The following is a 22382-nucleotide window of genomic DNA, read 5'->3' as shown; positions in this document are numbered from 1 at the left end:
CCGGCACCGAGCCCGCCCTCGTCGCCACCCCGCGTAGCACCGTAATCGCCGGAGACGCCCGGTGCGGGCCGCAGACGGCTTCCGAATCACATACCGTGACGTCCACGGGCATCCATCCAGCTTTGGAATGACCTTCCGGTAAGGACTATGGACATCCTGCGCCGGTGTATGAAAAGATCGGTGCTCGTCACTGTATATCAAGGTCTCTCCGCTATACGGGTAGCCGGGGATAGCGCTTGCCGCTGGCTGAGTGCCGGTGATGGGCGATGAAGCCGAGTCACGACTCGGCGCGTTGAGCGCTGTTGTCGGGGTCGCAATGGGGTCCATGATGAGTCGCGGCATGGATGAAAAGAGGAGAAGTGCGCACTGACGGTCATCTGATCAATGATTCCGCACTTCCGAGAGGTCGCCGCCGTGACGATGGTGGGTCTGCCGATTTTTTTCCTTCGCCGTCTGGTGGGCGGTCCGTGTTTGGCGACGTCATTGGCTCGCTGGGAATGAGAATGGTCGGTCCCGAGGTCGTCTACCGGGCCATTGCCGGCAGTAGGCGCGAACTTCTCCTGGCGTTGCCCGTCGAGTGGAAGCGAACGGGGCCGGCGCTGGATGTTCGGGCCGGGTGCCGTCTGGCGCGGGCGGGGATCCGGGTCAAGGCATACGTCAGTGCCGAGTGCCGGGTTGGTGGGATGACCATCGACGGGGAGGTCCGGCGGCTCATTCGGTCCGGCGCATCCGTCTTCACGACTCCGGAATCGTTGCCGCGGCTCAGTGTGGTGGATGGAGAACTGCTGATGTCCGCCCTGAACCAGCGCGGGTATGACAGTGGCGGCCTCGCCGGCCGGGAACTTCCCTTCCTGGGGCTCATGCTTCGGTCGATGCACGCGCATGCCTTGGCCCTGCCCGCCGAGTTTCCGGACGATGAGTCGACCGAGTCGCTGAGCCGGGAGGTGTTGCACCAGCTCGTAAGTGGTTTCAAGGACGAGGCCGCCGCGCGCAGGATCGGCATGTCCCTGCGCACCTATCGCCGGAGCGTGGCGCGGTGGATGACCCGTCTCGGCGCGCAAAGCCGCTTCCAGGCGGGATATCAGGCGGCTGTTCAGGGCCTCCTCTTCGGCCGGACGCGTCGAGACGGTGGACCGAAGGAGGGCGCGACAGCGCCCGTGGATTTCTCCGGTTAGCCCTTTGCGTCCACGCCGAGCTGCGCAGACTGGCGGGCTGGCATGAACCTGCCAGTATCGCCGTTCGGAGTTCCCCCATGCCTACGCTCGGAGCTGGTACGGAGTCGCCGGACCATACCGAAAGTTCCACGAGGCCCTTGTCCAGCGGCGCGGCGAATATGCCGGGTGACCGTACCGAGGTCATGACCTCAGGAGGCCCTATGCTCATCCCTCCGTCGCAGATGCAGACCATGTCCACTCGCGAGCTGTACCTGTTCGACACTATGGGGCTGTTGCGGATACCTGGGTTCCTCTCCCCTGATGCTGTCGAGGTGTGCCGTGACGAAGTGCGGCGTCTGTCGTCGACGGCAGCACTCGGCGACGGTGAGAAGGAGAAGGTCGAAGACCTGGTGGGGAGAAGCGCCCACTTCGCCGAGCTGGCGGCCGATGAGGCAGTGCGAGCGCTGGTCGCACCGCTCACCAACCAGCCGTACCGGCTCATCGAGAGCTATGCGCTGAGGCGCACCCGGCAGAGCGTCTTCTACCTCCACAACGGCGGTGGTGAGGTTCTACGTTACGGGGGTGACCGGGTTGCCCGACGAAACATGAGCTACATGCACACGTTTCATGACGGAAAACTCTACTGTATGTTCGTCAAGGTCCTGATCTATCTGAGCGACGTCCTGAGGGACGACGATGGACCCTTCTGCTACCTGCAAGGATCACACAAGGCCAACTTTGCCTGGTTTCCGGATGGTGACTCGGGTTCGCCAAATGCGTGGGTCTCGGAGACAGGTAACCCGAGGGCGGCTCTCACGAGGGAGAACTTTCCGTCGCTGGAATTCGTCCGGGCGAAGGCCGGGGACGCTCTGGTGATCAACGAGGCGCTGTTGCACGGCTCACTCCAGAAGGCGTCTGGGGGCGAACGGATTTTGACCGCGCTGGGATTCGCCCCGTCGTTCGTGACGGATTGGAAGCGCCTCGATCCCCGGTCGAACGACATCCAGAGGTTGGGTCATTACTAGCTTCGCCCCTCGAGATCCTTCGTCTCTTCCCCCGGTGGTTGACGGCATGCGGGTACTGATGATCAGTAGTGACTACCCTCCCCGGCCCCGCAGCGGCATCGGAGTTCATGCCGCAGCCCTCGCCAGGGCTCTGCGCAGGCTGGGCGTCTCGGTAACGGTCATCACGGCGGGTTCGAAACCGGAGGGCGTCCGTGACGGTGACGACCACTACTGCGGGACGCCCGGCTCGGAGATATTGTCCTTCCCCGGTGAGGCATCGGCCACGTTGAGCATGTTGCACCGCAACGTGGGCATGGCAGCGGCCGCCGGAAAACTGCCCGCCAGCTTCGACCTGGTCCACTGCCATGACTCGCGAGCCGTCCTGGCGGCACGTGCCGTCGCCGACCTGTGGGATCTCCCGCTGGTCATGACGAAACACTATGACCGTTCGGCGGGCGGCACCCACCTCGACGAGGACTCCTCCGACCGGGTCATGCTCGACTACGAACAACGGCTCGAGCGGTGGGGGTTGGAGCGCAGCACCGTCATCATCGCGGTCAGCCAGTCCCTCGCGCGGGGGGTCCGTACGTCCGTCGGCCGAGTGGTCGAGAACCTCGTGGTCATTCCCAACGGGACGGAGTTCCACGAGCCCGCCCGGGACGGTTCGACGTCGTCGCTCGGCGGGCCGCGAGCCCAGCAGGTCGAACTTCTCCAGGTGGGACGACTGGTCCACCAGAAGGGTTGTGACCTGTCGATCGCGGCGTTGAGCCTGCTGCGTGATCTTCCCGTCCATCTCATGGTCGCGGGCGACGGCCCGGCCCGGCCCCATCTGGAAGGTCTCGCACGGTCCCTGGGCGTCCGCGACCGGGTCACCTTCCTCGGCTACGTGGCCAGGAGTCGACTGGAGACGCTGTACGCGGACGCGCAGATAGCGTTGGTGCCGAGTAGGTTCGATCCCTGCCCCATCGCAGTCTGCGAGGCGCAGGCCGTCGGCAAGGTGGTCATCGGGGCGCGGATCGGCGGGATCCCCGAGCAGATCGATCACCTGGAGACCGGGATCCTCACCCCGCCCGAGGACCACATCGCGTTGGCCGGATGGATCCGTTGGGTACTGGCAGATCCCGACCGTGCCCGCACCCTGGGCGAACGAGCCGGTTCCCACGCGCGGACGGCGTACTCCTGGGACCGTATCGCGGAGGCGACCCTGCAGCAGTACCAGGTGGCTCGTGGAACATTCGCCGCGGCAGGGGAGCCCCGCCGCCGGCCGGTTGCGGACCTGGGCGCCGTGACAGCGGTGGATGCGGTACGTCCGACCGACACCGGAGGCGACAGGTGACCTCTCGGGTTGGCACAGCGCTCTAGCGTGGTTCGGTGCACCAAACGTGGCGCGGTCGAGGCATGGCAACGCGAGCGCGCCGGACACAGCGGCGCAATCAGGTGCTCTCCTGGGAGCAGATCATCGACACCGCTATCGAGCTTCTCGATGCGGGCGGCGAGCGCGCACTGACCGTCCGGGCGACGACCGAGCGCCTGGCCACCGGGTCCCTGTCGGCAGGGTGCGGCTGGGCGGTTCGTCTCTGGTGCACTGTCACTGCTGTCGCTCGGGGTCCTCGCTGGCGGCGACGTCCGGGCTGGCGTGGAGGCCGACGGCGAGCCGATCCGGGAGTGGGTAGACGTGTTCGACGGGCAGTTGAGCTGCCGCTGCCTGATCGTCGCCGTGGCGCAGCAGGTCCCGGACTCGTTCAACGGTGGGAGTGATGTCCGTGACGGCGACGGTCCAGTCGTCGACGTACCGGTCGACAGCCTCGCCGGACAGGCCGACCTGCAGCGACCGGTACGGCAGCGCGTTCAGCCGCAGGGACCGCTCAGGGTCCCACTGCACTCGGACTGGACTGGTCTTCAACAGCCGTGACCAGGTCGCCCTGTCGCCGTGCACGTCGCGGTCGTAGTGACTGAGACAGGCTCGCGCCAGTGCCCACTCGAACCCCTCCCGCGTGATGTCGATGGACAGCACGCGCTCCTGCCCCGGTTTGGTGGCCCAGCCGCAGCGGTACATCATCCACAGGAAGGACGGCTTGATCCACGTCATCCGGTCCCGCTTGAAAGGGGCCACGAAACGGCCGGCCGACACCGCCGACAGCGCGATCTGCGGCGGGTACGCCTGGTACACGGTGACGGTCGCGGCCGAGTAGCGAGCACGAATCTGACGTACGGGAACGGACACCCGCCGATCCTCAACGATCAGGACCGATCGTTCCACCCAGATTCCGCATCAACGCTACCGCCAAGGTCGACGGCCCGCGCCGGGTTCGCCGCCGGCATTCGCCAAGGCGCTGCGCGCACGGCCCTGCCCAGGCGTCATGGTGGCCCTGACCGACGGGCAGACGCCCTGGCCGAACACCCGGCCACCCGTGCCGGACGGTGGTGGGACTGTTCCCTCGGCAGCGGGCGGATGCCGACAATCCCACCCGCCCTGGTGGCCGCTGGCCGGTCCGGCTCCGCCGCCCGAGGAGTACAGCCTGCTGTACCTGGACTGACTCGTTGGCTGGATCGTGCACCAGGGCAGCGACTCGTAGGTTTGCGGCATCCCAGCAGCCCGACCCACGAGGAGCGCGCCGTGAATGACATGTACCGAATCTCCGAGGCGCCGCAGACCGCACGTACGGCGATGGACCGGGTTGGCGCCGTACGCCCGCTGCTGTGGCTGTTCGTGGTGCTGGGCGCCGCCGCCAACGTGGTGTCCTCCGCCGGCCAGGGCCCGATCGGGCCCTGGCCGGGACTATCCGGTCAGCCGATTCGGCCGGCGCGCTGCCGGTGGCGGGTCAGCAGGACGAGGACGATGCCGAGGAGCGCGAGCATCGCCCCGGCGGTCAGCGGCGTGGCGATGGTGTCACCGGTCACCGGCAGGATCCGCGAGACGTAGCGGAAGATGAGTCCGTTGGAGGTGCCACCGTCGGTGCTCACGACGACCGTGGTGTTTCCGGCTGGGCAGGGCGGCGTACGGAAGGTCAACGAGCGACCGTCCGCTGCCACGGTGACCTGGCTGGCCGGGATGGCCTTTCCGCAGATGGTGACCGTGGTCCCGCCCGGCACGAACCCGGAACCACCGACCGTCACGGTCGTGCCGCCATCGGTCGGCCCCTGTCCGGGGGTGACGGTGTCGATGCGCGGTGGGGCGGGTTCGTAGGTGAACCCGTCTGGTTCGGTGACGTCGTCACCGGGCAGTTGGACGGTCACGTCCACCGGGCCGGGCAGGCCGGGTGGGGCGACCACGGTCAGTGAGGTGCCGTTGGGGTTCACGACGAGGTTGGTGCCCGGTGCGTTGCCGAAGTCCACGCCGGTGGCGCCGGTGAGGCCGGTGCCGGTGATGGTCACCGTGGTGCCGCCGGTGGTCGGCCCGGTGTCCGGCACGATGGAGGCGATCGTTGGTGCGAGGTACGTGAAGGGTGGCGCAGCGGCGGTGCCTGCGGGGAACACCAGGCGCACCTCTGCGGGTCCGGCGGTGCGGGGCGGTGTCACCACGGTGATCGTGGTGCCGGCCGGATTGACGGTGAATCCGGTGCCGGGAACCCCGTCGAAGGTCACTCCGGTTGCTCCGGTGAATCCGGTCCCGGTGATGGTGACCGTGGTGCCACCCGAGGCCGGCCCGGTCGTCGGGGTCAGCCCGGTCGCGTTGGCGGCACTGCCGTCGGCGAGGTAGGTGTAGTCCAGCGGTGCTGCCGTACCGCCGCCGGTGGTCACCACCACGACGGCCGGCCCGACCGCGCCGGGCGGGGTGACAGCCGTCAAGGAGGTGCCGCCCGGGTTGACCGTGACGTTGGTGGCCGGCGCGCCGTCGAAGGTGACGGTCGTGTCACCGGGGACGAGGCCGGTGCCGGTGATCGTCACCGTCTGGCCGCCTGACTGAGGACCCGCGTCCGGCGTGATCGACGCGGCGGTCGGCGGTGCCGCCACGTACGTGAAACCGTTTGGTGTGGTCACGTTCGCGCCCGGGATGAGCACGGTGACGTCCACCGGACCGACCTGCCCGGGTGGTGTGACCACGGTCAGCGAGGTGCCGCTCGGGTTCACGACGAGGTTGGTACCCGGGGTGTCGTCGAAGGTCACTCCGGTCGCCCCGGTGAATCCGGTGCCGGTGATCGTCACCGTCGTGCCGCCGGCGGTCGGTCCGGTGTCCGGCACGATCGAGGTGATCGTTGGCGCGATGTAGGTGAAGGTCGGCGCGGTCACCCGACCGGCCGGGAAGACCAGCTCGACCAGGGCCGGTCCCGCCGGGTTCGGTGAGGTGGACACGGTGATCGTGGTGCCGGCCGGATTGACGGTGAATTCGGTGCCGGGTAGGCCCTCGAAGTCCACGCCGGCAGCCCCGGTGAAGCCGGTGCCGGTGATCGTCACCGTCGTGCCGCCGGCGGTCGGCCCGGAGGGCGGCGTGAGGTTGGTGATGGTGGCCGCGCTGCCGTCGGCCAGGTACGTGTAGCCCAGCGGCGGAGCCGTGCCGTTCACCGTGCTGACCACGGCCTGTGCGGGACCGATCGAGCCGGGCGGGGTGACCGCCGTCAGAGAGACACCGTCCGGCGTCACCGTGACACCGGTCGCGGGCACGCCGTCGAAGGTGACCGTGGTGCCGCCCGGGATGAAGCCCGTGCCGGTGATCGTCACCGTCTGGCCGCCCGCTTGCGAGCCCTCGTCGGGCGTGATCGTCGCGGTGGTCGGTGCCGCCGGCGGACGCTCGCAGGTGGCCTCGGCCACGATCACGGTTCCTACGGGAATGGTGGTCGGGACACCGAGGACGGTGCCCGACAGGGTGAGGGCGGCCCGCACGGTGATCGCGGTGGCGCCGGTGGCGGTGGTCGTCTCGACGCGGGTCAATGAGGCGTTCAGGCTCGCGCCCACCAGCCCCGGCACCACCACTGCCGAGCTGCCTACGACGGCGGAAGTGTTCGCCGTCAGCGTCACCGCCGAGCCGAACAGCTCCAGCCCGACGAGCGTGGTGTCCGCACTGGTGGCGCCGACCTGCGGGCAGATCGCGGTGGCGGTGGCCTCCGCAGCGTCCAGCACGTCGACGCCGAGCACGGCCAGGTTGAGACCGTTGACGCTGGCGGACGCCGACGACGCGCCCGCCGCCCGGGTGGCGGTGACCTCCTCGACGGTGCCGCTGGCGGTCACTCCGAGCGCCCCCGGTACCGATACCGCCAGCAGCGTCTCGGTGTCGGTACCACCGGCGGCCGGCGCGGTGGCGGTACCGATGGTGGCGTCGGCGGTGATCACGGCTACACCGGTCACCTCGGCGGATAGGTCGACGACGACACCGCGCGCGTTCGCGTCGCCTGGTGCCGCTCGTGCCGGCGTCCCCAACCACAGGGTTGCCAGGCTGGCGACCAGCATGGCCGTGGACGCGCTTGTGGTTCTTCGCAGGACAGGCCTCACCAATTTCCCCCGTTCAGATGGAATGACGGGTCTGCTCGGTGTGGCGGCAGCCGTCATCGACTGAACGAGGATGAACCGGACAAGTTACTCATAACGGAATTTCCTGCTGTCGGTGGTGAGGTCTGTCAAGCCCCGGGTTTGAGTTCGGACAGCCCCCGGATGCCGGACACGCCCCATCGGGCCGGGGCCTGACAGAGAAGAGATCGCGGTGAGGAGCCTGTCGACGCGGGTCGCCCGGATCCGGTCACGGTGTGCTTCGGTGAGACGTTCGCACCTGCTGTCGGTCGGGTCGGCCTCCGCGACGATCGCCTCGAACCGCGCCAGACCGGCCCGGGGGCCTGGCGCACCTCGTGCTCCAACCGGGCTGCCGCGATGTCTCTTCGTCTCGAGGGGCGGACGCGCCAACGCCGATCGCTTCTGGACACCTAGGATGGACAGCAGTGCTGGTTCGCCGTGACGTTCGAGCGTCGCGGCGTCGTAAGAGGGAACCCGGTGCGAGACCGGGACTGCCCCGCAGCGGTGAGTGGGAACGACCGCCGTCATCAAGCACTGGACCGCGAGGTCTGGGAAGCGACGGCCAGTAGGCGACCGAGCAGGTCATGCCCGCGAGTCCGAAGACCTGCCCGCACCGCGTACGCCGGCCGGCGTACGCCGTCGACGGTCTCTCGGGAAGGCCGGGGCGGAAGCCGGTGCGTCGCTGCGCCTCTTCCCTCCCGCCCTCGCGCGAGTCCTCGGACGCTTCGAGGGAAGGACCCATGAGTACCACATTCGGTCAGAGCACCGTGCTCGGTTATCCACGCATCGGTGGGAACCGTGAACTGAAGAAGGCCGTGGAGGCCTATTGGGCGGGCCGTATCGACGCCGAGGAGTTGGAGAGCGCCTCGGTCGCGCTGCGAGCCGGGGTCTGGCGGACACTGCGCGACGCCCGCCTGGACGCGATCCCGTCCAACACGTTCTCCTACTACGATCACGTCCTCGACACCGCCGTGGCCGTCGGCGCGGTTCCACGACGCTTCGCCCAGCTCGGCCTGTCGGGGCTCGACACCTACTTCGCCATGGCCCGCGGCGTCAACGCCGAGCCGGCGCTGGAGCTGACGAAGTGGTTCGACACCAACTATCACTACCTGGTCCCGGAGATCGGACCGGACACCGTCTTCGCCGCGAACCCCGACAAGGCGTTGCGTGAGTACGCACAATCCCGCGCGCTGGGTATCGAGAGCCGACCGGTGCTGGTCGGGCCCGCCACTTTCCTGCTGCTGGCCAAGACCTCCGCACCAGGTGCCGAGGCATTCGACCGGATGACCGAACTCGTCGACGTGTACGCCGACATTCTCCGTGCCCTCGCCGCCGCCGGTGTCACGTGGGTTCAGCTGGACGAACCCGCCTTCGTGGCCGACCGCACCGCAGCCGAGATCGACGCGCTACGCGATGCCTACACGCGGTTGTGCGCGGTGCGACCGCGGCCGAGGATCTTCGTCGCCACCTACTTCGGGGAACTCGGGGACGCGCTGCCCGCACTGCTGGACACGCCGGTCGAGGCGCTCGGCCTGGACCTGGTTGCCGGGCCCGGCAACCTGCGACGTCTCGCCGGGGCGGGCCCACTGCACGGCAAGACGATCGTCGCCGGACTGGTCGACGGCCGCAACGTCTGGCGCACCGACCTGCGAGCGGCGATGACGACCGGTGCCGTGGCCACCGGGCTCGCCGACCACGTTGCCGTGTCCACCTCCTGTTCCCTGCTGCACGTGCCGGTGGACCTCTCCGCCGAGACCACGCTCGATCCGCAGCTGCGACGGCGGTTGGCCTTCGCCCGGCAGAAGGTCGACGAGGTCGTCCTGCTCGGCCGCGCCCTGCGCGACGGCACCACGTCGCTGCCCGAACCGCTACCGCCCGCCCCGGCAGCGTGGCGCGACGACACCGTACGGGGCAGGCTCGCCGCGCTGCACCCTGCCGACAGGCAACGGGGCGACTACCGGCAGCGGGCGGCGGCCCAGCACGCCCGGTTGCACCTGCCGCCGCTGCCCACCACGACCATCGGCTCGTTCCCGCAGACCGCCGAGCTGCGTGCGGCCCGCGCCGCACACCGGTCCGGCCGGCTCGACGACTCCGGCTACGTCCGGCGGATGCGCGCCGAGGTCGAGCACGTCATCCGGCTTCAGGAGCGGCTGGGCCTCGACGTGTTAGTGCATGGCGAGCCGGAACGCAACGACATGGTCCAGTACTTCGGCGAGCAACTGGCCGGTTTCGCCGCCACTGAGCACGGCTGGGTGCAGTCGTACGGCTCCCGCTGTGTCCGTCCGCCGATCATCTACGGCGACGTGGCCCGCAGGGCTCCCATGACGGTCGCGTGGTCCTCCTACGCGCAGTCGCTGACCGACCGGCCGGTCAAGGGCATGATCACCGGTCCGGTGACGATCCTCGCCTGGTCGTTCGTGCGCGACGACCAGCCGATCGACGTCACCGCCGACCAGGTCGCCCTCGCCCTGCGTGACGAGTGCGGCGACCTTGAGGCGGCCGGCATCCGGGTGATCCAGGTCGACGAGCCGGCGCTGCGCGAAACCCTGCCCCTGCGCGCGGCAGACCAGAATGCCTACCTGGACTGGGCGGTCGGTGCCTTCCGCCTGGCCACCAGCGGTGTCGCCGACGGCACCCAGATCCACACCCACCTGTGCTACTCCGAGTTCGGTGAGGTCATCACCACCATCGACGCCCTCGACGCCGACGTCACCAGCATCGAGGCGTCCCGCTCGAAGATGGAGGTCCTCGACGACCTCGCCGCAGCCGGCTACCGCCGAGGGGTCGGGCCAGGTGTGTGGGACATCCACTCGCCCCGGGTGCCGCCACGTGACGAGATCGTCGAGGCCCTTCGCAGGGCCCTGGCGGCAGTGCCGGCCGAGCGGCTGTGGGTGAACCCCGACTGCGGCCTGAAGACCCGCAGCTACCCCGAGGTCGAGAAGTCCCTCGCGCACCTCGTCGCCACCGCCGTCGAGCTTCGCGGCCGGTGACCGCGTGCCGGGCGGGACGCCGACCCCGTCCCGCCCGGCACGACCGGACGGCCGGATGATCGATCACCCCGGCGGAGGACGTGCTCGCCACCATCACCCGGCTGGTACACGACCTCGGCGTGACCGTGGTGTTGGCCGAGCACCGGCTGGAGCGCGTGGTGCAGTACGCCGACCGGCTGCTCTACCTGCCCGGCGACGGGAGCGTGACGGACGGGACACCGGCAACGGGCGGTGCAGGGCAGCGGCCCCCGCCACGGCGGCACCGTCGCAGTGGCCGGACCACAGGGGACCGTCGACCCGAAGAGCCCGGCCCGCCGGCCGGGCGGCCTCGTCCCGCAGAACTCCGGCGACCTGCTCTATCTGGATACCGTGGACGCCGAGTGCGCCCAGGCCGACCGGGAGACCGCAGCGCCGGCCGGCACCTGCCGGGCGCTGCTGGACCGGCTCACCCCCGGCCTGCCCGCCGCCCGGCATCCCCGCGACCTGTCCGAAGGGCAGCGGCTGGCCCTTGCGCTCGCCGTCCAGCTCACCGCCGCTCCGCCGGTGATGCTGCTCGACGAGCCGACCCGTGGCCTGGACTACCACGCCAAGCGGCAGTTCACCGAGGTCGTCCGCACGTTGGCCGCCGCCGGCCGCGCCGTGGTGGTCGCCACCCACGACGTCGAACTCGTCGCGGCCCTCGCCGATCGGGTGATCGTGATGGCCGAGGGGGACGTCGTCTCCGACGGCAGCACGGCGGAGGTCATGCTCGCGTCACCGGCGTTCGCTCCGCAGGCGGCCAAGGTTCTCGCCCCCGCGCCGTGGCTGACCGTGGAACAGGTCGCCGCCGCGCTGGCCACCTTCACCTGGCCGTTCTTCGTCCCCGCGCAGCCGGAGTCCACCGCCCGCACCGGTGAGGCGCCGCTGGTCTTCTTCCTGATGCTGCCGGTGCTCGTGGCGCTCGTGCTGGCCGAACTCACCTTCGGCGGCATGGACAGCAAAGCCCTGGCGATGCTCGGCGTGCTCGCCGCGGTCAACGCCGCGCTGCGCCCGCTGGGCGCGGGCACCGCAGGCATCGAGACCGTGTTCTTCCTCCTCGTCCTCGCCGGCCGGGTCTTCGGCCCCGGGTTCGGGGTTCCTGCTCGGTTCGACGTCCCTGTTCGCCTCCGCCCTGCTCACCGCCAGCGTCGGACCGTGGCTGCCGTTCCAGATGCTGTGCGCGTCCTGGATCGGCCTGGGAGCCGGCCTGCTTCCGGCGAGGCTGCGCGGACGGGCCGAGACCGCCGTCCTAGCCGGATACCTACGGCTACGGCCTGCTGATGAACCTGTGGTTCTGGCCGTTCAGCATCGGCGCGGACACCCAACTGTCCTACGTCGCGGGCGCGCCGGTGCTGGAGAACCTGCACCGCCTCGCCCTGTTCACCGCGGTCACCTCCACCTTCGGCTGGGACACCGGCCGCGCGATCACCACCGCGGTGGCGATCGTCCTGGCCGGCCCGGCGGTGCTCGCCGCGCTGCGTCGCGCCGCGCGCCGGGCCGCGTTCGGCGCTCCGGTCACCTTCGCCGCAGCCGACCCGCAGGCACCGGACCCGTCTGCGGGCAGCGCCGCAATCGCAGGCCCGACCGGCACTGGTGTGACCGTGCTCGCCGCCGGCCCGGCTCGGCCGTCACCCACCCGGCCGCCCGGACCCACCGGTGAGGGCGATGGGGGAGGTGGGTCACATCCGGGTCCGAGCCGGCCGGTCAGCTGACCAGGAACGGTTAGGATGGTCACCGGCGCTGGTTCGCCCAGGCGTCTCACGCTCGGGCGTCGTAAGAGGGAACCCGGTGGAAATCCGGGACTGCCCCGCAGCGGTGAGTGGGAACGACCGCCGTCAACGGCACTGGGCCCGCAGGGGCCTGGGAAGCGACGGCCAGTAGGAGACACCGGCGAACCCGGTCATGCCCGCGAGTCCGAAGACCTGCCCGCGCTGCGCACGCACGAGGTGTGTGCGCAGCCGTAGACCTCGCGGGCGGGTCGGGCGGGTGACGCGCTGCGGCGTGTCCTCGACGTGCGTGCCGGCTGGTCGGACGGCACGCTTCCCGAGGACGGATGAACCATGCACGAGAGCGCCATTCTCGCCGGCCGGCCACCGTCGGCGTCGCATCTGACCCTGTCGCAGATCATGGACCAGCACCACACCAACCTGATGGGCACCGTCCACGGCGGCCGGATTCTCAACCTCATCGACTCCGTCGCCGGAGTGGTGGCCGCTCGGCACTCCGACGGTCCTGCGGTCACCGCCGCCATCGACGAGACCGCCTTCCTGCGTGCCGTGCGGGTCGGCGACGTCGTCCACGTCGATGCCCGGATCACCTGGGCCGGCCGCAGCTCGATGGAGGTCGCCGTCAAGGTCAGCGCGGACCGGTGGGACCGGGCGGTGCCGCCGGTCGACGTGGCCACCGCGCATCTGGTCATGGTCGCCGTCGACGACGACGGGCAACCACGCCCGGTGCCGCCGCTGCTGACCGAGACCGACGGCGACCGGCGCCGCTACCGCGAGGCGCAGATCCGCCGCGAGCACCGTCTCGCCCTGCGTCGGGCGCTACTCGACGGTGCCGAGGACGGCTGAGACGCGCCCGCACTGTCGCCGCGACGCCCGCCGATCACCTCGCCGCCACCACCGCTCGTGATCGTTGTTGCGTTGGTTGTCCTCGACGTGGACTGCGGTTGTGCGGCTGCCACGCCTTCCGAGAGGGTTCCTCGCTCTGCAGGCTGGTGAGCGGCGACTCGCGTGTCCGGAGGGGCCGTGTGGTTCAGCGCAGGTCTTTGCGGATGGTGGCGCGGATCAACGGGCGTTGGGGTCGGCACCGAGGGCCAGGGGTGACGGTGGGACGTCGGCGTGGACGAGGCCGGCCCCGGGACGGAACACGTCACGCCGGGAGAAGGTCGCCGATTGCGGCGATCATGGCCCCGTTGTCGGTGCAGAGCCGGGGTGCGGGGACGCGCAGGGTGATACCGGCGACGTGACAGCGGATTGGTCCGTGCCCAGAGTGGCCAAGCCATGGACGACTTGGTCCGCGAACTGTCCCTGCTCGTGGCCGCGAGCGCAGGGAACCCACCGACTACAGCATGACCGGGCAGGCGGTTCCCTCAAGCCCTCGGCACAACGCGCCGATGCCCTACCCGCCTGGCCACACACCTACAACCACCACCGCAACTACACCTCACTCGGCGGCAAACCACCCATCACCCGCGTCAACAACGCGCCGGCTATTTCGACTAGTGCTCGCGGGGCTGTCCTTCCAACGCCGCGACCTGTGAGCCGGCGACGGCGTCAGCGCCGCTGGACCGGAAGCCCCGGCAGTTCGGTGTTCCGTGTCCCGGCGTCGCGGTGCTGCTGCGCGACGATGCTGGCAGTGATCTCGTGAGGCGGCACCGGACGGCCGAAGTGCCAACCCTGCCCGTTGTCGCAACCGGTCGCGGCCAGCCGGTGGGCCTGCTGGGCGGTTTCAATGCCCTCGGCGGTCACGACGAGGCCGAGCTTGTGCCCGAGCGACACGACGGTGCTGAGGAAGCCGTCATCCGTGCCGGGGCGGTGGACCCTTGGCCGCCTGGCCGACTGCGCCGATGAACGGGTCAGGCTGGCGTCGAGTTTGAGGCCGTACAGGGGGAGGGAGCGGAGATTGGCCAGGTTCGCATAGCCGATGCCGAAGTCGTCGATGACGATCCGGACGCCGAGTTTCATCAGCGCTGCCAGGGTCTCCGTCACTACGCCGGTCAGATCGATCACGGCCTGCTCGGTTACTTCCAGCTGCAGCAGGTGCGGCGGCAGACCCGTCCGGTCGAGGATCTGCGCCACCGCCCCGGCCAGGCCGTTCTGGTGGAGCTGGCGCACCGACACGTTCACGCTCACGTACAGGCCGGGTTGGACCCGCTGCCAACGGCTGGCCTGCCGGCACGCCTGCTCCAGCAGCTGGCCGCCGAGTGCCACCACGAGGCCGGTGCGTTCGGCGAGCTCGATGAATCGGGCGGCGCTCAGCAGGCCAAGCCGAGGATGCCGCCAGCGGGCCAGGGCTTCCACCCCGGCCAGCCGCCCGGACTGGAGAGCGGCGATGGGCTGGTAGGCGGCGGTGAACTCGCCCCGCCGCAGCGCCGCCGGCATGGCTGCCGACAGCCGGTAGCGCGCGGCGTCGGCGTTGCTGCGGTCCTGGTCGAACTGGCGCAAGGCGGCCTTCCCGTCCGCCTTGGCCCAGTGCAGCGCGATCTCGCTCGCGCGCATCAGGGTCGCGGCGCCACCGTCGGCGACGGCGCCCTCGGCCACTCCCGCGCTTGCCGTCAACGGCACCTCGGTGCCGTTGACGTGGAACGGGGCGGCGAGCGCGGTGAGCGCCTGATCGGCGATCTTGATGGTGTCCTCGGCGCAGGTGGTGTCGCGGACCAGGATCGCGAACCGGTCGCTGTCCAGCCGTGCCACCAGGTCGATCCGCCGGTCGGTGAGCGCGCCGAGCCGGTCGGCGATCTCGCGGAGCAGCAGGTCACCCACCTGATGCCCGAGCACGTCGTTGACCGCCGCGAAGTCGTCGACGTCGAGGCAGCAGACGCCGACCCGGTCGATCGGCACATCGGCGGCGGACAGCCGTCCCAACTGCTCGGTGAACAATGTCAGGTTGGGCAGCCCGGTCAACTGGTCGTGGGTAGCGAAGCGGCGGAACCTGGCCTCGCTGATCCGTAACGCCTCCTCCGCCTGGCTGCGGGCGGCCAGTGCGGCCAGCCGGACCGTGTCCTGGGCTCTCAGGCTGCGGTCGTGCGCGGCCGCCGCGAAGCCCGCCGCGAGTTCAGCCAGCAGGCCGTTCAGCCGAGCAGCACGGGTGGGGTCGGCGGCGATGCCCAGCTCGTCGAGGAACCGCGAGCCGATGACCGCGATCGTTCCACCGAGCGCTTCCGGCGACCCGAAGCCGGCCGCCACCAGATCGGCGCCGATCCGCTGGCCGTCGCCGGGCTCGGCCGGTTCGTCGAGGACCGCGGTGACCAGGCGGTCCGCCAGTCCGGTCACGATGCGATGCCGCTGCTCGGCGCTGATCGGCACGTAGTGGGCCCGGTGTAGGGCCGTAGCCCACGCCGTGACGAACTCCTCGACGCCCGGGCAGCGCCGGTCGTCGACCCCGTCGGCGTCGGACCGACCGCTCACCTGCGGCGTCCGACTCCGACGTAGAAACTCATCCGCTCCGGGTGCTCCCCGACGTCGGCCGGCGACTCGGGACGCCACAGCGGGGACCACACCACGCCGGGCTCCACCAGGTCCAGTCCGGCGAAGAAGTCTTCCACCTGAGCGCGGGTACGGGCGGTGACCGGCGTGCTCGTCCGGCCACTGAGCCGGGCGCCCTCGCCCATCTCGTCCGGCCGACTGTCGGTGGTGACGTGGCTGATCGCCACGCAGCTGCCCGGGGCCAGCGCCGTCCACAGTCGCCTGATCAGCCCGTACGGGTCGTCGTGATCGGGGACAGCGTGCACGACCGAGACGAGCAGCAGGCCGACCGGCCGGTCGAGATCCAGCAGCCGGCGGGCCTCCGGGTGACCCAGGATGGCCTCCGGACGGCGCAGGTCTTCGAGCAGCGCGACCGCGTTCGGCTGGCCGGCGAGGATGTGCGTGCTGTGCGTCACCGCCACCGGATCGATGTCCACATAGACCACGCGGGCGTGCGGATCCACCTGCTGGGCGATCTCGTGCACGTTGCCGACCGTCGGAATGCCGGACCCGATGTCCAGGAACTGCCGAATGCCTTCGTCAAGCATGAACCGCACCGCGCGATGCAGGAACTCGCGGTTCGCCCGCGCGACCAGGCGAAGATCCGGCACCGCCGCCAATGCCTGGCGGGCGAACTCCCGGTCGACCTCGAAGTTGTGCGAGCCGCCGAGCCAGTAGTCGTAGGCTCGCGCCACGCTCGGCCGACTGAGATCAACATCTGCTGGTGCCCACTCCGGCCGTTCCATCGCCGCCCTTCCCACCACCACAGTAACGTGACCGCCGCCACTATAATCGGATTTTTCCCACCGCTGCACCGCGCCGAGATCACGACGGCCCACAGGTCGACGGCTGACGCCCACTCCGTCAACCGTCCGTCCACACGGTACAGACAACGACATTCCAGTAGGTTGTCCTCAAGTCGGTAGAAGATCTTGTCGCCGCGCTGCCTGCGCCGCGAGTCGGCGGCCGAGCCGGGTGGCCCGCTCGAACCGGGTGCGAGTCGGCTGCCGTCGGCGAGCCGGGCACAAGGGTGTTGTCACCGAGGCGCGGCAATCGCCGGCTGAGGGTACGGCTACCGCGGTCGCGGCTCTACCGGGTTGTCGCCGCGAGGGCGTTTCGCGCGTTGCGCGGTTGACGGCCGAGCAGCTCGCCGAGCAGTGGGTCGACGCCGGCGAAGTAGCCGGCCTGCGCGGCCTGGTAGAAGCCCAGCAGGAAGTGCGTCATGTGTTCCGGTCGTCCGGCGGCGAGCTGCGCGGCGATCCAGTCCTGTTCGTCCATCTGTTGGTAACGGACGGTTCGGCCTGACAGTTCGGATGCGATCTCGGCGAGTTCGGCGAAGGTCGGGGCCGCGGGCGCGGTGATGGTGGTCGGGCCGCCGTATGCGCCGTCAGAGGCGAGGATTGCGGCGGCTGCCTCGGCGGCGTCCTCGCGAGCCGTCCAGGAAACCGGTCCGTCGCCGGGTGTGGCGATCACACCCGTCTCGCGCCAGGGGCCGGCGAGCCACTGGAGGCTGTGGGCGTAGAAGCCGTTGCGTAACGAGGTCCAGGGGATTCCGGAGGCAGCCAGGAGTTGCTCGGTGGCGAAGTGGTTTCGCCCGGGCAGGAACGGGTTGTCTGGTGCGGCGGCCTGGTGGCTGGTGTAGAGGATCCGTTTCACACCTGCGGTGAGTGCGGCGTCGACCGCTGCGTGGTGCAGGCTGATCGCGTTCGCGGTCGGGTCGTTGGAGGAGACGAGTAGCAACTGGTCGGCGCCGGCGAACGCCGCCGGCAGGGAGCCGGGGTCTGCGTAGTCGCCGTGGCGAACCTCGACGCCGCGCTGGGCGAAGCGCTCGGCCTTGGCAGTGTCGCGTACGGCGACCGCGACTTCGCTCGCGGGTAGGTGTTCGAGCAGGTGGTCGACGGTCGCGCCGTTGAGGGCTCCGGTCGCTCCGGTCACGATAATCACTGGTTCGCCTTTCTTGTTATCGATGGAAACGAGTCCACCGTAGCGCCGCCGATCACTGATAGCAAGTCGGTGTTATCGTTGGTTCGTGAGTGACGTGGTCAAGAGTCGGGCAGACATCCGGGCGGCGATCGTCGAGGCTGCTGCGGGGCTGTTGCGTGAGGGCGGACCCGGCGCCGTGACGACGCGCGGCGTCGCCGAGCGGGCCGGCGTCCAGGCCCCGACCATCTACCGCCTGTTCGGTGACAAGGACGGTCTGCTCGAGGCGGTGGCCGAGCACGTCATGGCCACGTTCGTCTCGGACAAGGCCGCGCGCGCGGCGGCGGCCACGGCGGCGGACGTCGACCCACTCGATGATCTACGCGCGAGCTGGCGCAAACAGATTGAGTTCGGTCTCGCCAACCCGGCAGTGTTCCGCCTGCTGAGTGACCCGGAGCGCGTGCTCAACTCAGCGGCCGCCCGCACGGGCCGACAGATTCTGGAGGCACGCGTCCATCGCCTGGCGGCAGCCGGGCGACTCCGGGTTCCCGAGCCGCACGCGGTCGACCTCATCCAAGCTGCGGGCGTCGGAGCCATCCAGACACTGCTGGCAACACCGCGGGAGCGGCGCGATCCCGGCCTGGGCGACGCGATGATGGAAGCCGTTCTGGGCCGCATCCTGACCGATGCCCCGACCGAGGCGTCAGACAGGACGCTCGCGACAGCCGTCGCCTTGCGGGCTCTCGCACCACAACTGAGTGTGCTCTCCGGCTCCGAGCGACTGCTGTTGATCGAGTGGCTCGACCGCATCACCGAGACATCCGCACGGACGTCGTAGGCGAACCGGAGCTGATGCCCGCCCACTGCCAGGACGGTGGGCCGGCCGGACTCGTCGTACGACCACTGGGTCACCGCACCGGACGGACGGGTCCGCGCGGTGACGGCGTCGAACTGGTCGCCGTACGAGCTGGACACGGTACGTCCGTTCGCCGTCTCGGCGACGACCCGGCCGGTCGCGTCACGCTCCAACCGGATCTCCTAGTCGACGTCGACGGCGGCGGGCCGGTTCTGGCCCAACGATGAGATCAAGGCAGGCCGACTCCTGGCGTGTCGGAGTGCCGGTTGCGCCCGACGTTGCCGCCGCCTTGTTCGCCTAGACGGCAGGCCCCGCCCTGCCCGGGTTCCGTGCTGGGAGTCTGCTGGATCAGTCGGAGGATCTGCCGACGTCTGGTCGGTCCTGCCGCTGGCCAGCACGTCGTAGCGACCGAACAAGGTTGCGCTGTCTACCCACCCACCGTCCAGGTCAGCCCGCTCGATCGGATGCTGCCCGGGAGCGCGGTGACCGCTTCGGCTGGTAGAGGCGGTGTCCGCCCAAGGCTGCGGCGTGGTTCGGGGGGCGTTCGTGGTAGCGCAGCGTCTGCGGGTTCACCCCGGCTGCGGCGGGGGCGGGTTGCTGCGCAACACGTTCATGCCGTCATGCCGTCATGCCGTCATGCCGTCATGCCGGCGGGGCGGCTCGCTGCGCGAGTGGGTCGAGCCGAGATGTCGCCGACGGCTCGCGAAGCCTTGGCCGACCTGTTGTTCGACACTCGGGTCGGCTGGCGGCTTGCTCTGCAGGAGGTGTTGGCTTCGGGGTGGAGGGTGGTGGCGCTCAGGTGGTGGAACCGCCGTGGTGGTCGAGTTTGGTGCGGAGGGTGTTGGCGAAGCCTTCGGCGGTGGCGAGTTGGTCGCGTAGTGCGGCGACGCGGGTGGTGGCGGCGGTGTGGAACATGCCGAGCCGGTCGAGCAGGCCGTCCCGGTCGACGCCGGTGGCGGTGTCGAGGGCGTCGAGGACGTCGAGGAGGTCGCGCATCTCGTCGAGGGTGAAGCCGAGGGGTTTCATGCGTTTGACGACGGCGAGGCGGTCGAGGTCGGGTTCGGTGTAGAGGCGGAAGCCGCCTTCGCTGCGGGCCGACGGGATGATCAGGCCGGCGTCTTCGTAGTGGCGGATGGTGCGGATGCTGAGTCCGACCCGGTCGGCTGCCTCGCCGATCTGCATGAGCCGTCCGGCGGCCGGGCCGCAGGTGTGCTGCGGCCCGGTGCCCGGCGCGGTGCTCGGCATCAGTGGCCGCCGCTGAGGGTGCCGGCGAGGGTGCCGTGGATGGCGGCGCTGCCCTTGTTCAGCTCGATGATTTCGACGGTCTTGCCGCGGGTGTCGTACTTGGTGGTGATGGCGTCGAGTGCGGCGACGGAGGAGGCGTCCCAGACGTGGGCGTGGGTCATGTCGATGATCACGTTGTCGGGGTCGTTGGTGTAGTCGAACTGGTAGACGAGGTCGTTGCTGGAGGCGAAGAACAGTTCGCCGTGTACGGAGTAGATGCGGGTGCCGCCGTCGGGGTCGAGGACGCTGGTGACTTCGACGAGGTGGGCGACGCGGCGGGCGAAGATGACCATGGCGGTGAGGACACCGGCGATCACGCCGATGGCGAGGTTGTGGGTGGCGAGGACCGCGGCGACGGTGGTGACCATGACCAGGGTCTCGCCCAGCGGCATCCGCTTGAGGGTGGCGGGGGAGACGGAGTGCCAGTCGAACGTCGACACCGCCACGATGATCATCACGGCGACGAGGGCGGCCATCGGGATGACGGCGACGACGTCGCCGAGGCTGACGACCAGGATGAGTAGGAAGACGCCGGACAGGAAGGTCGACAGGCGGGTACGGGCGCCGGAGGCCTTCACGTTGATCATCGTTTGGCCGATCATGGCGCAGCCGCCCATGCCGCCGAAGAATCCGGTGACGATGTTGGCGACGCCCTGGCCCCAGGACTCGCGGGTCTTGTTGGAGTGGGTGTCGGTGATGTCGTCGACGAGTTTGGCGGTCATCAGCGACTCCATCAACCCGACCAGCGCGATCCCGAGGGCGTAGGGGGCGATCAGGGCCAGGGTGTCCATCGTCCAGGGGATCCGCGGCAGGCCGAGCGTGGGCAGGCTGTCGGGCAGTTCGCCCTGGTCGCCGACGGTGGGCACGGCCACGGCGGCGACGACGGTGATCACGGTGAGCACGATGATCGCGACCAGCGGGGCCGGGACGGCCCTGGTGAGCCGGGGCAGCCCGACCATGATCGCCAGGGCGACGGCGACGAGCGGATAGACCAGCCACGGCACCCCGAGCAGGTGCGGGACCTGGGCGGCGAAGATGAGGATGGCCAGGGCGTTGACGAAGCCGACCATGACGCTGCGGGGGATGAACCGCATCAGCTTCGCCACCCCGAGCACGGCCAGCAGCACCTGGATGATCCCGCCGAGGATCACCGCGGCGATCAGGTAGTCCAGGCCGTGTTCCTTGGCCAGCGGGGCGACGATCAGGGCGATCGCGCCGGTCGCGGCACTGATCATCGCCGGCCGGCCACCGCAGATCGAGATGACCACGGCCATGGTGAACGAGGCGAACAGGCCGACGCGGGGGTCGACGCCGGCCAGGATCGAGAAGCTGATCGCCTCCGGGATCAGGGCCAGGGCGACGACCAGGCCGGCGAGGACCTCGGTGCGGAACACCTTCGGCGACAGCCAGGACGGGCGGGACAGTCGCGGCCGGGTGACCGCGGACAGCACAGAAGACATACAGCCGTTTCCGCTCGGGGTGTGCGCGCCGGGCGCACACGCGCTGCCATGCCCGACAGGGGCACGGCGCTGGACATTCACATCAGTACGGGGCGGACGTTTCCGGACCGTTTCCGGGCACCGTCGCCCGGGAGAACGCCGCGAGGGGCCACCAGCCGCACCTCGACGACCTGCACGTAACCTACTCTCCGGTGAGAGTAGGGTTCGGCGATCGTGATGATCATCACCATTGGTGTCGAGGGGAGCGCCTTCGGTAGTCGCCCCGATGACTGTGTCGCTGTCGAAGTGTCCGGATCACGTCGTCGCCCTTCGCTGCGTCGAGAGTCATTGGAGTGGCCGGCAGGAGTCGAAGGGCCGCCGGTTCACCGGTGTCGTCCGCGTCCGCCAGGCGGGCAGCGGGAGATGCCTCCACCACCGCGACGACCGTCATGGTCGCGACGCCGATCAAGGCGATCGCCGCGCCCAGGGCGGCGGCCCGCCGTGGCGTGGCTGGAGTCGGTGCGCGTCACCGCGACACCGCTCATCCTGCGCGCCACCGGGTTGTTCACCCCGGCCCACGGCATGACCACCGCGACCAGCATCGCGCTGATCCTCTACACCCTCTACACCGCCGCGGCCACCGCCGGGTCCCTGCCCGCCGGACGGCTTTGCCCGCAGTCGCACCGACGCGACACGATCCGATGCGCGGTCACTGCCACAACGTGCGACCCTCGCGACCAGGCTGCCCACCCGGACGCCGTCCCGACCGCTGACGCAACGACCTCGGCGCCGACTTGGCCAGCCCGTCCGACGGCGGCCGCGACGAGTTCGACGAATCCCGCCCAAGACGAGCCCGCAGATCCGCGTTCTCGGCCCAGGTCAAGCCAGCTCAAGCCAACCCGCCAGCGAGCACCTGATCAGTCGCGAAACTCCAGTCCACCAAAGACTATTATTTCGCGACAAACGGTAACTTGATCCGCTTCGGGTGTCAGGAAGGTCTTTCAAAAGTCGGTCGATGCCCATGGATGTCACGTTGGGTGAGATGCGGGGGTGGCCGTGACCCGGGCCGACTGTCCGGAGTAGACG

The 22382-nt window shown here is 69.7% G+C and carries 15 protein-coding genes, 3 pseudogenes and 2 riboswitches; of the genes and pseudogenes, 9 read left to right on the top strand and 9 right to left on the bottom strand.

Annotated features, from left to right (window positions below):
- Nucleotides 1-503 precede the first annotated feature (503 nt).
- The 3 genes from ACFT41_RS27090 to ACFT41_RS27080 all read left to right on the top strand — a co-directional run bounded on the left by ACFT41_RS27090 (nt 504) and on the right by ACFT41_RS27080 (nt 3494).
- Nucleotides 504-1175 carry a hypothetical protein gene (locus ACFT41_RS27090; RefSeq protein WP_377588214.1) on the top strand — a complete coding sequence of 224 codons (672 nt, stop codon included), beginning with the start codon at nt 504-506 and terminating at the stop codon, nt 1173-1175.
- A 200-nt stretch (nt 1176-1375) separates the two neighbouring features.
- Nucleotides 1376-2179 (top strand): phytanoyl-CoA dioxygenase family protein, encoded by an 804-nt coding sequence (locus ACFT41_RS27085; protein ID WP_377588215.1) that lies wholly within the window; start codon nt 1376-1378, stop codon nt 2177-2179.
- Between the two features lie 46 nt (nt 2180-2225).
- Entirely contained in the window at nt 2226-3494 is a 1269-nt protein-coding gene (locus ACFT41_RS27080; protein WP_377588216.1) for a glycosyltransferase family 4 protein, read from the top strand.
- Nucleotides 3495-3746: 252 nt separating this feature from the next.
- Here ACFT41_RS27080 and ACFT41_RS27075 read toward each other — a convergent pair whose 3' ends face one another.
- A complete protein-coding gene (locus tag ACFT41_RS27075) occupies nt 3747-4382 on the bottom strand; it encodes a DUF4291 domain-containing protein (RefSeq protein ID WP_377588217.1) in 636 nt (211 codons plus the stop codon).
- Between the two features lie 563 nt (nt 4383-4945).
- Complete coding sequence (locus ACFT41_RS27070; RefSeq protein WP_377588218.1) at nt 4946-7441, bottom strand: IPT/TIG domain-containing protein; 2496 nt, start codon at nt 7439-7441, stop codon at nt 4946-4948.
- Nucleotides 7442-8012: 571 nt separating this feature from the next.
- Nucleotides 8013-8227, top strand: a riboswitch (cobalamin riboswitch).
- Nucleotides 8228-8340: 113 nt separating this feature from the next.
- Here ACFT41_RS27070 and metE point away from each other — a divergent pair.
- The 5 genes and pseudogenes from metE to ACFT41_RS27045 all read left to right on the top strand — a co-directional run.
- Nucleotides 8341-10590, top strand: a complete 2250-nt coding sequence (metE, locus tag ACFT41_RS27065) for a 5-methyltetrahydropteroyltriglutamate--homocysteine S-methyltransferase (RefSeq protein WP_377588219.1) — start codon at nt 8341-8343, stop codon at nt 10588-10590.
- Between the two features lie 65 nt (nt 10591-10655).
- A pseudogene (locus ACFT41_RS27060) lies at nt 10656-11424 on the top strand (AAA family ATPase); the annotation flags it as partial.
- 464 nt (nt 11425-11888) lie between these two features.
- On the top strand, nt 11889-12320 hold the full coding sequence (locus ACFT41_RS27055; RefSeq protein WP_377588220.1) for a hypothetical protein: 432 nt from the start codon (nt 11889-11891) through the stop codon (nt 12318-12320).
- Between the two features lie 12 nt (nt 12321-12332).
- Nucleotides 12333-12553, top strand: a riboswitch (cobalamin riboswitch).
- Between the two features lie 115 nt (nt 12554-12668).
- Nucleotides 12669-13181, top strand: coding sequence for an acyl-CoA thioesterase (locus ACFT41_RS27050; RefSeq protein ID WP_377588221.1), 513 nt, complete (start codon nt 12669-12671; stop codon nt 13179-13181).
- Nucleotides 13182-13710: 529 nt separating this feature from the next.
- Nucleotides 13711-13818: pseudogene (locus ACFT41_RS27045) on the top strand (IS481 family transposase); the annotation flags it as partial.
- Nucleotides 13819-13886: 68 nt separating this feature from the next.
- Here the strand turns inward: ACFT41_RS27045 and ACFT41_RS27040 are convergent.
- The 3 genes from ACFT41_RS27040 to ACFT41_RS27030 all read right to left on the bottom strand — a co-directional run bounded on the left by ACFT41_RS27040 (nt 13887) and on the right by ACFT41_RS27030 (nt 17732).
- Nucleotides 13887-15740 (bottom strand): putative bifunctional diguanylate cyclase/phosphodiesterase, encoded by a 1854-nt coding sequence (locus ACFT41_RS27040; RefSeq protein WP_377588222.1) that lies wholly within the window; start codon nt 15738-15740, stop codon nt 13887-13889.
- Nucleotides 15737-16543, bottom strand: a complete 807-nt coding sequence (locus tag ACFT41_RS27035) for an SAM-dependent methyltransferase (RefSeq protein ID WP_377588228.1) — start codon at nt 16541-16543, stop codon at nt 15737-15739. Before ACFT41_RS27035 ends, ACFT41_RS27040 begins: the two co-directional genes overlap by 4 nt.
- A gap of 343 nt (nt 16544-16886) precedes the next feature.
- Complete coding sequence (locus ACFT41_RS27030; RefSeq protein WP_377614024.1) at nt 16887-17732, bottom strand: NmrA family NAD(P)-binding protein; 846 nt, start codon at nt 17730-17732, stop codon at nt 16887-16889.
- Nucleotides 17733-17826: 94 nt separating this feature from the next.
- Here ACFT41_RS27030 and ACFT41_RS27025 point away from each other — a divergent pair, with 94 nt between their 5' ends.
- The gene (locus ACFT41_RS27025; protein ID WP_377588224.1) at nt 17827-18555 is read left to right on the top strand and encodes a TetR/AcrR family transcriptional regulator; all 729 of its coding nucleotides are present in this window, start codon (nt 17827-17829) and stop codon (nt 18553-18555) included.
- A 68-nt stretch (nt 18556-18623) separates the two neighbouring features.
- On the opposite strand, the pseudogene ACFT41_RS27020 reads toward ACFT41_RS27025, so the two are convergent.
- The 4 genes and pseudogenes from ACFT41_RS27020 to ACFT41_RS27005 form a co-directional block, all read right to left on the bottom strand.
- Nucleotides 18624-18692 (bottom strand): annotated as a pseudogene (locus tag ACFT41_RS27020) (hypothetical protein); the annotation flags it as partial.
- Nucleotides 18693-19368: 676 nt separating this feature from the next.
- Nucleotides 19369-19818 (bottom strand): MerR family transcriptional regulator, encoded by a 450-nt coding sequence (locus tag ACFT41_RS27015; protein ID WP_377588225.1) that lies wholly within the window; start codon nt 19816-19818, stop codon nt 19369-19371.
- Nucleotides 19818-21317: a SulP family inorganic anion transporter gene (locus tag ACFT41_RS27010; protein ID WP_377588226.1), complete on the bottom strand. Its 1500-nt coding sequence runs from the start codon at nt 21315-21317 to the stop codon at nt 19818-19820. The genes ACFT41_RS27015 and ACFT41_RS27010 overlap by 1 nt, the downstream gene beginning before the upstream one ends.
- A 688-nt stretch (nt 21318-22005) precedes the next feature.
- Nucleotides 22006-22179: a DUF6444 domain-containing protein gene (locus ACFT41_RS27005; protein WP_377588227.1), complete on the bottom strand. Its 174-nt coding sequence runs from the start codon at nt 22177-22179 to the stop codon at nt 22006-22008.
- Between the last annotated feature and the right edge of the window lie 203 nt (nt 22180-22382).

The organism is Micromonospora sp. NPDC057141 (genome assembly GCF_042670805.1).
Taxonomy (GTDB): Bacteria; Actinomycetota; Actinomycetes; order Mycobacteriales; family Micromonosporaceae; genus Micromonospora.
The sequence above is the reverse complement of the archived record's forward strand: the minus strand, read 5'-3'. Positions and strand labels throughout refer to the sequence as shown.

Coding starts and splice junctions, on each gene's coding strand:
- ACFT41_RS27015 (WP_377588225.1), bottom strand. CDS start 19,818: ATGCCGAGCACCGCGCCGGGCACCGGGCCGCAGCACACCTGCGGCCCG.
- ACFT41_RS27010 (WP_377588226.1), bottom strand. CDS start 21,317: ATGTCTTCTGTGCTGTCCGCGGTCACCCGGCCGCGACTGTCCCGCCCG.
- ACFT41_RS27035 (WP_377588228.1), bottom strand. CDS start 16,543: ATGGAACGGCCGGAGTGGGCACCAGCAGATGTTGATCTCAGTCGGCCG.
- ACFT41_RS27085 (WP_377588215.1), top strand. CDS start 1,376: ATGCTCATCCCTCCGTCGCAGATGCAGACCATGTCCACTCGCGAGCTG.
- ACFT41_RS27050 (WP_377588221.1), top strand. CDS start 12,669: ATGCACGAGAGCGCCATTCTCGCCGGCCGGCCACCGTCGGCGTCGCAT.
- metE (WP_377588219.1), top strand. CDS start 8,341: ATGAGTACCACATTCGGTCAGAGCACCGTGCTCGGTTATCCACGCATC.
- ACFT41_RS27080 (WP_377588216.1), top strand. CDS start 2,226: ATGCGGGTACTGATGATCAGTAGTGACTACCCTCCCCGGCCCCGCAGC.
- ACFT41_RS27090 (WP_377588214.1), top strand. CDS start 504: ATGGTCGGTCCCGAGGTCGTCTACCGGGCCATTGCCGGCAGTAGGCGC.
- ACFT41_RS27055 (WP_377588220.1), top strand. CDS start 11,889: ATGAACCTGTGGTTCTGGCCGTTCAGCATCGGCGCGGACACCCAACTG.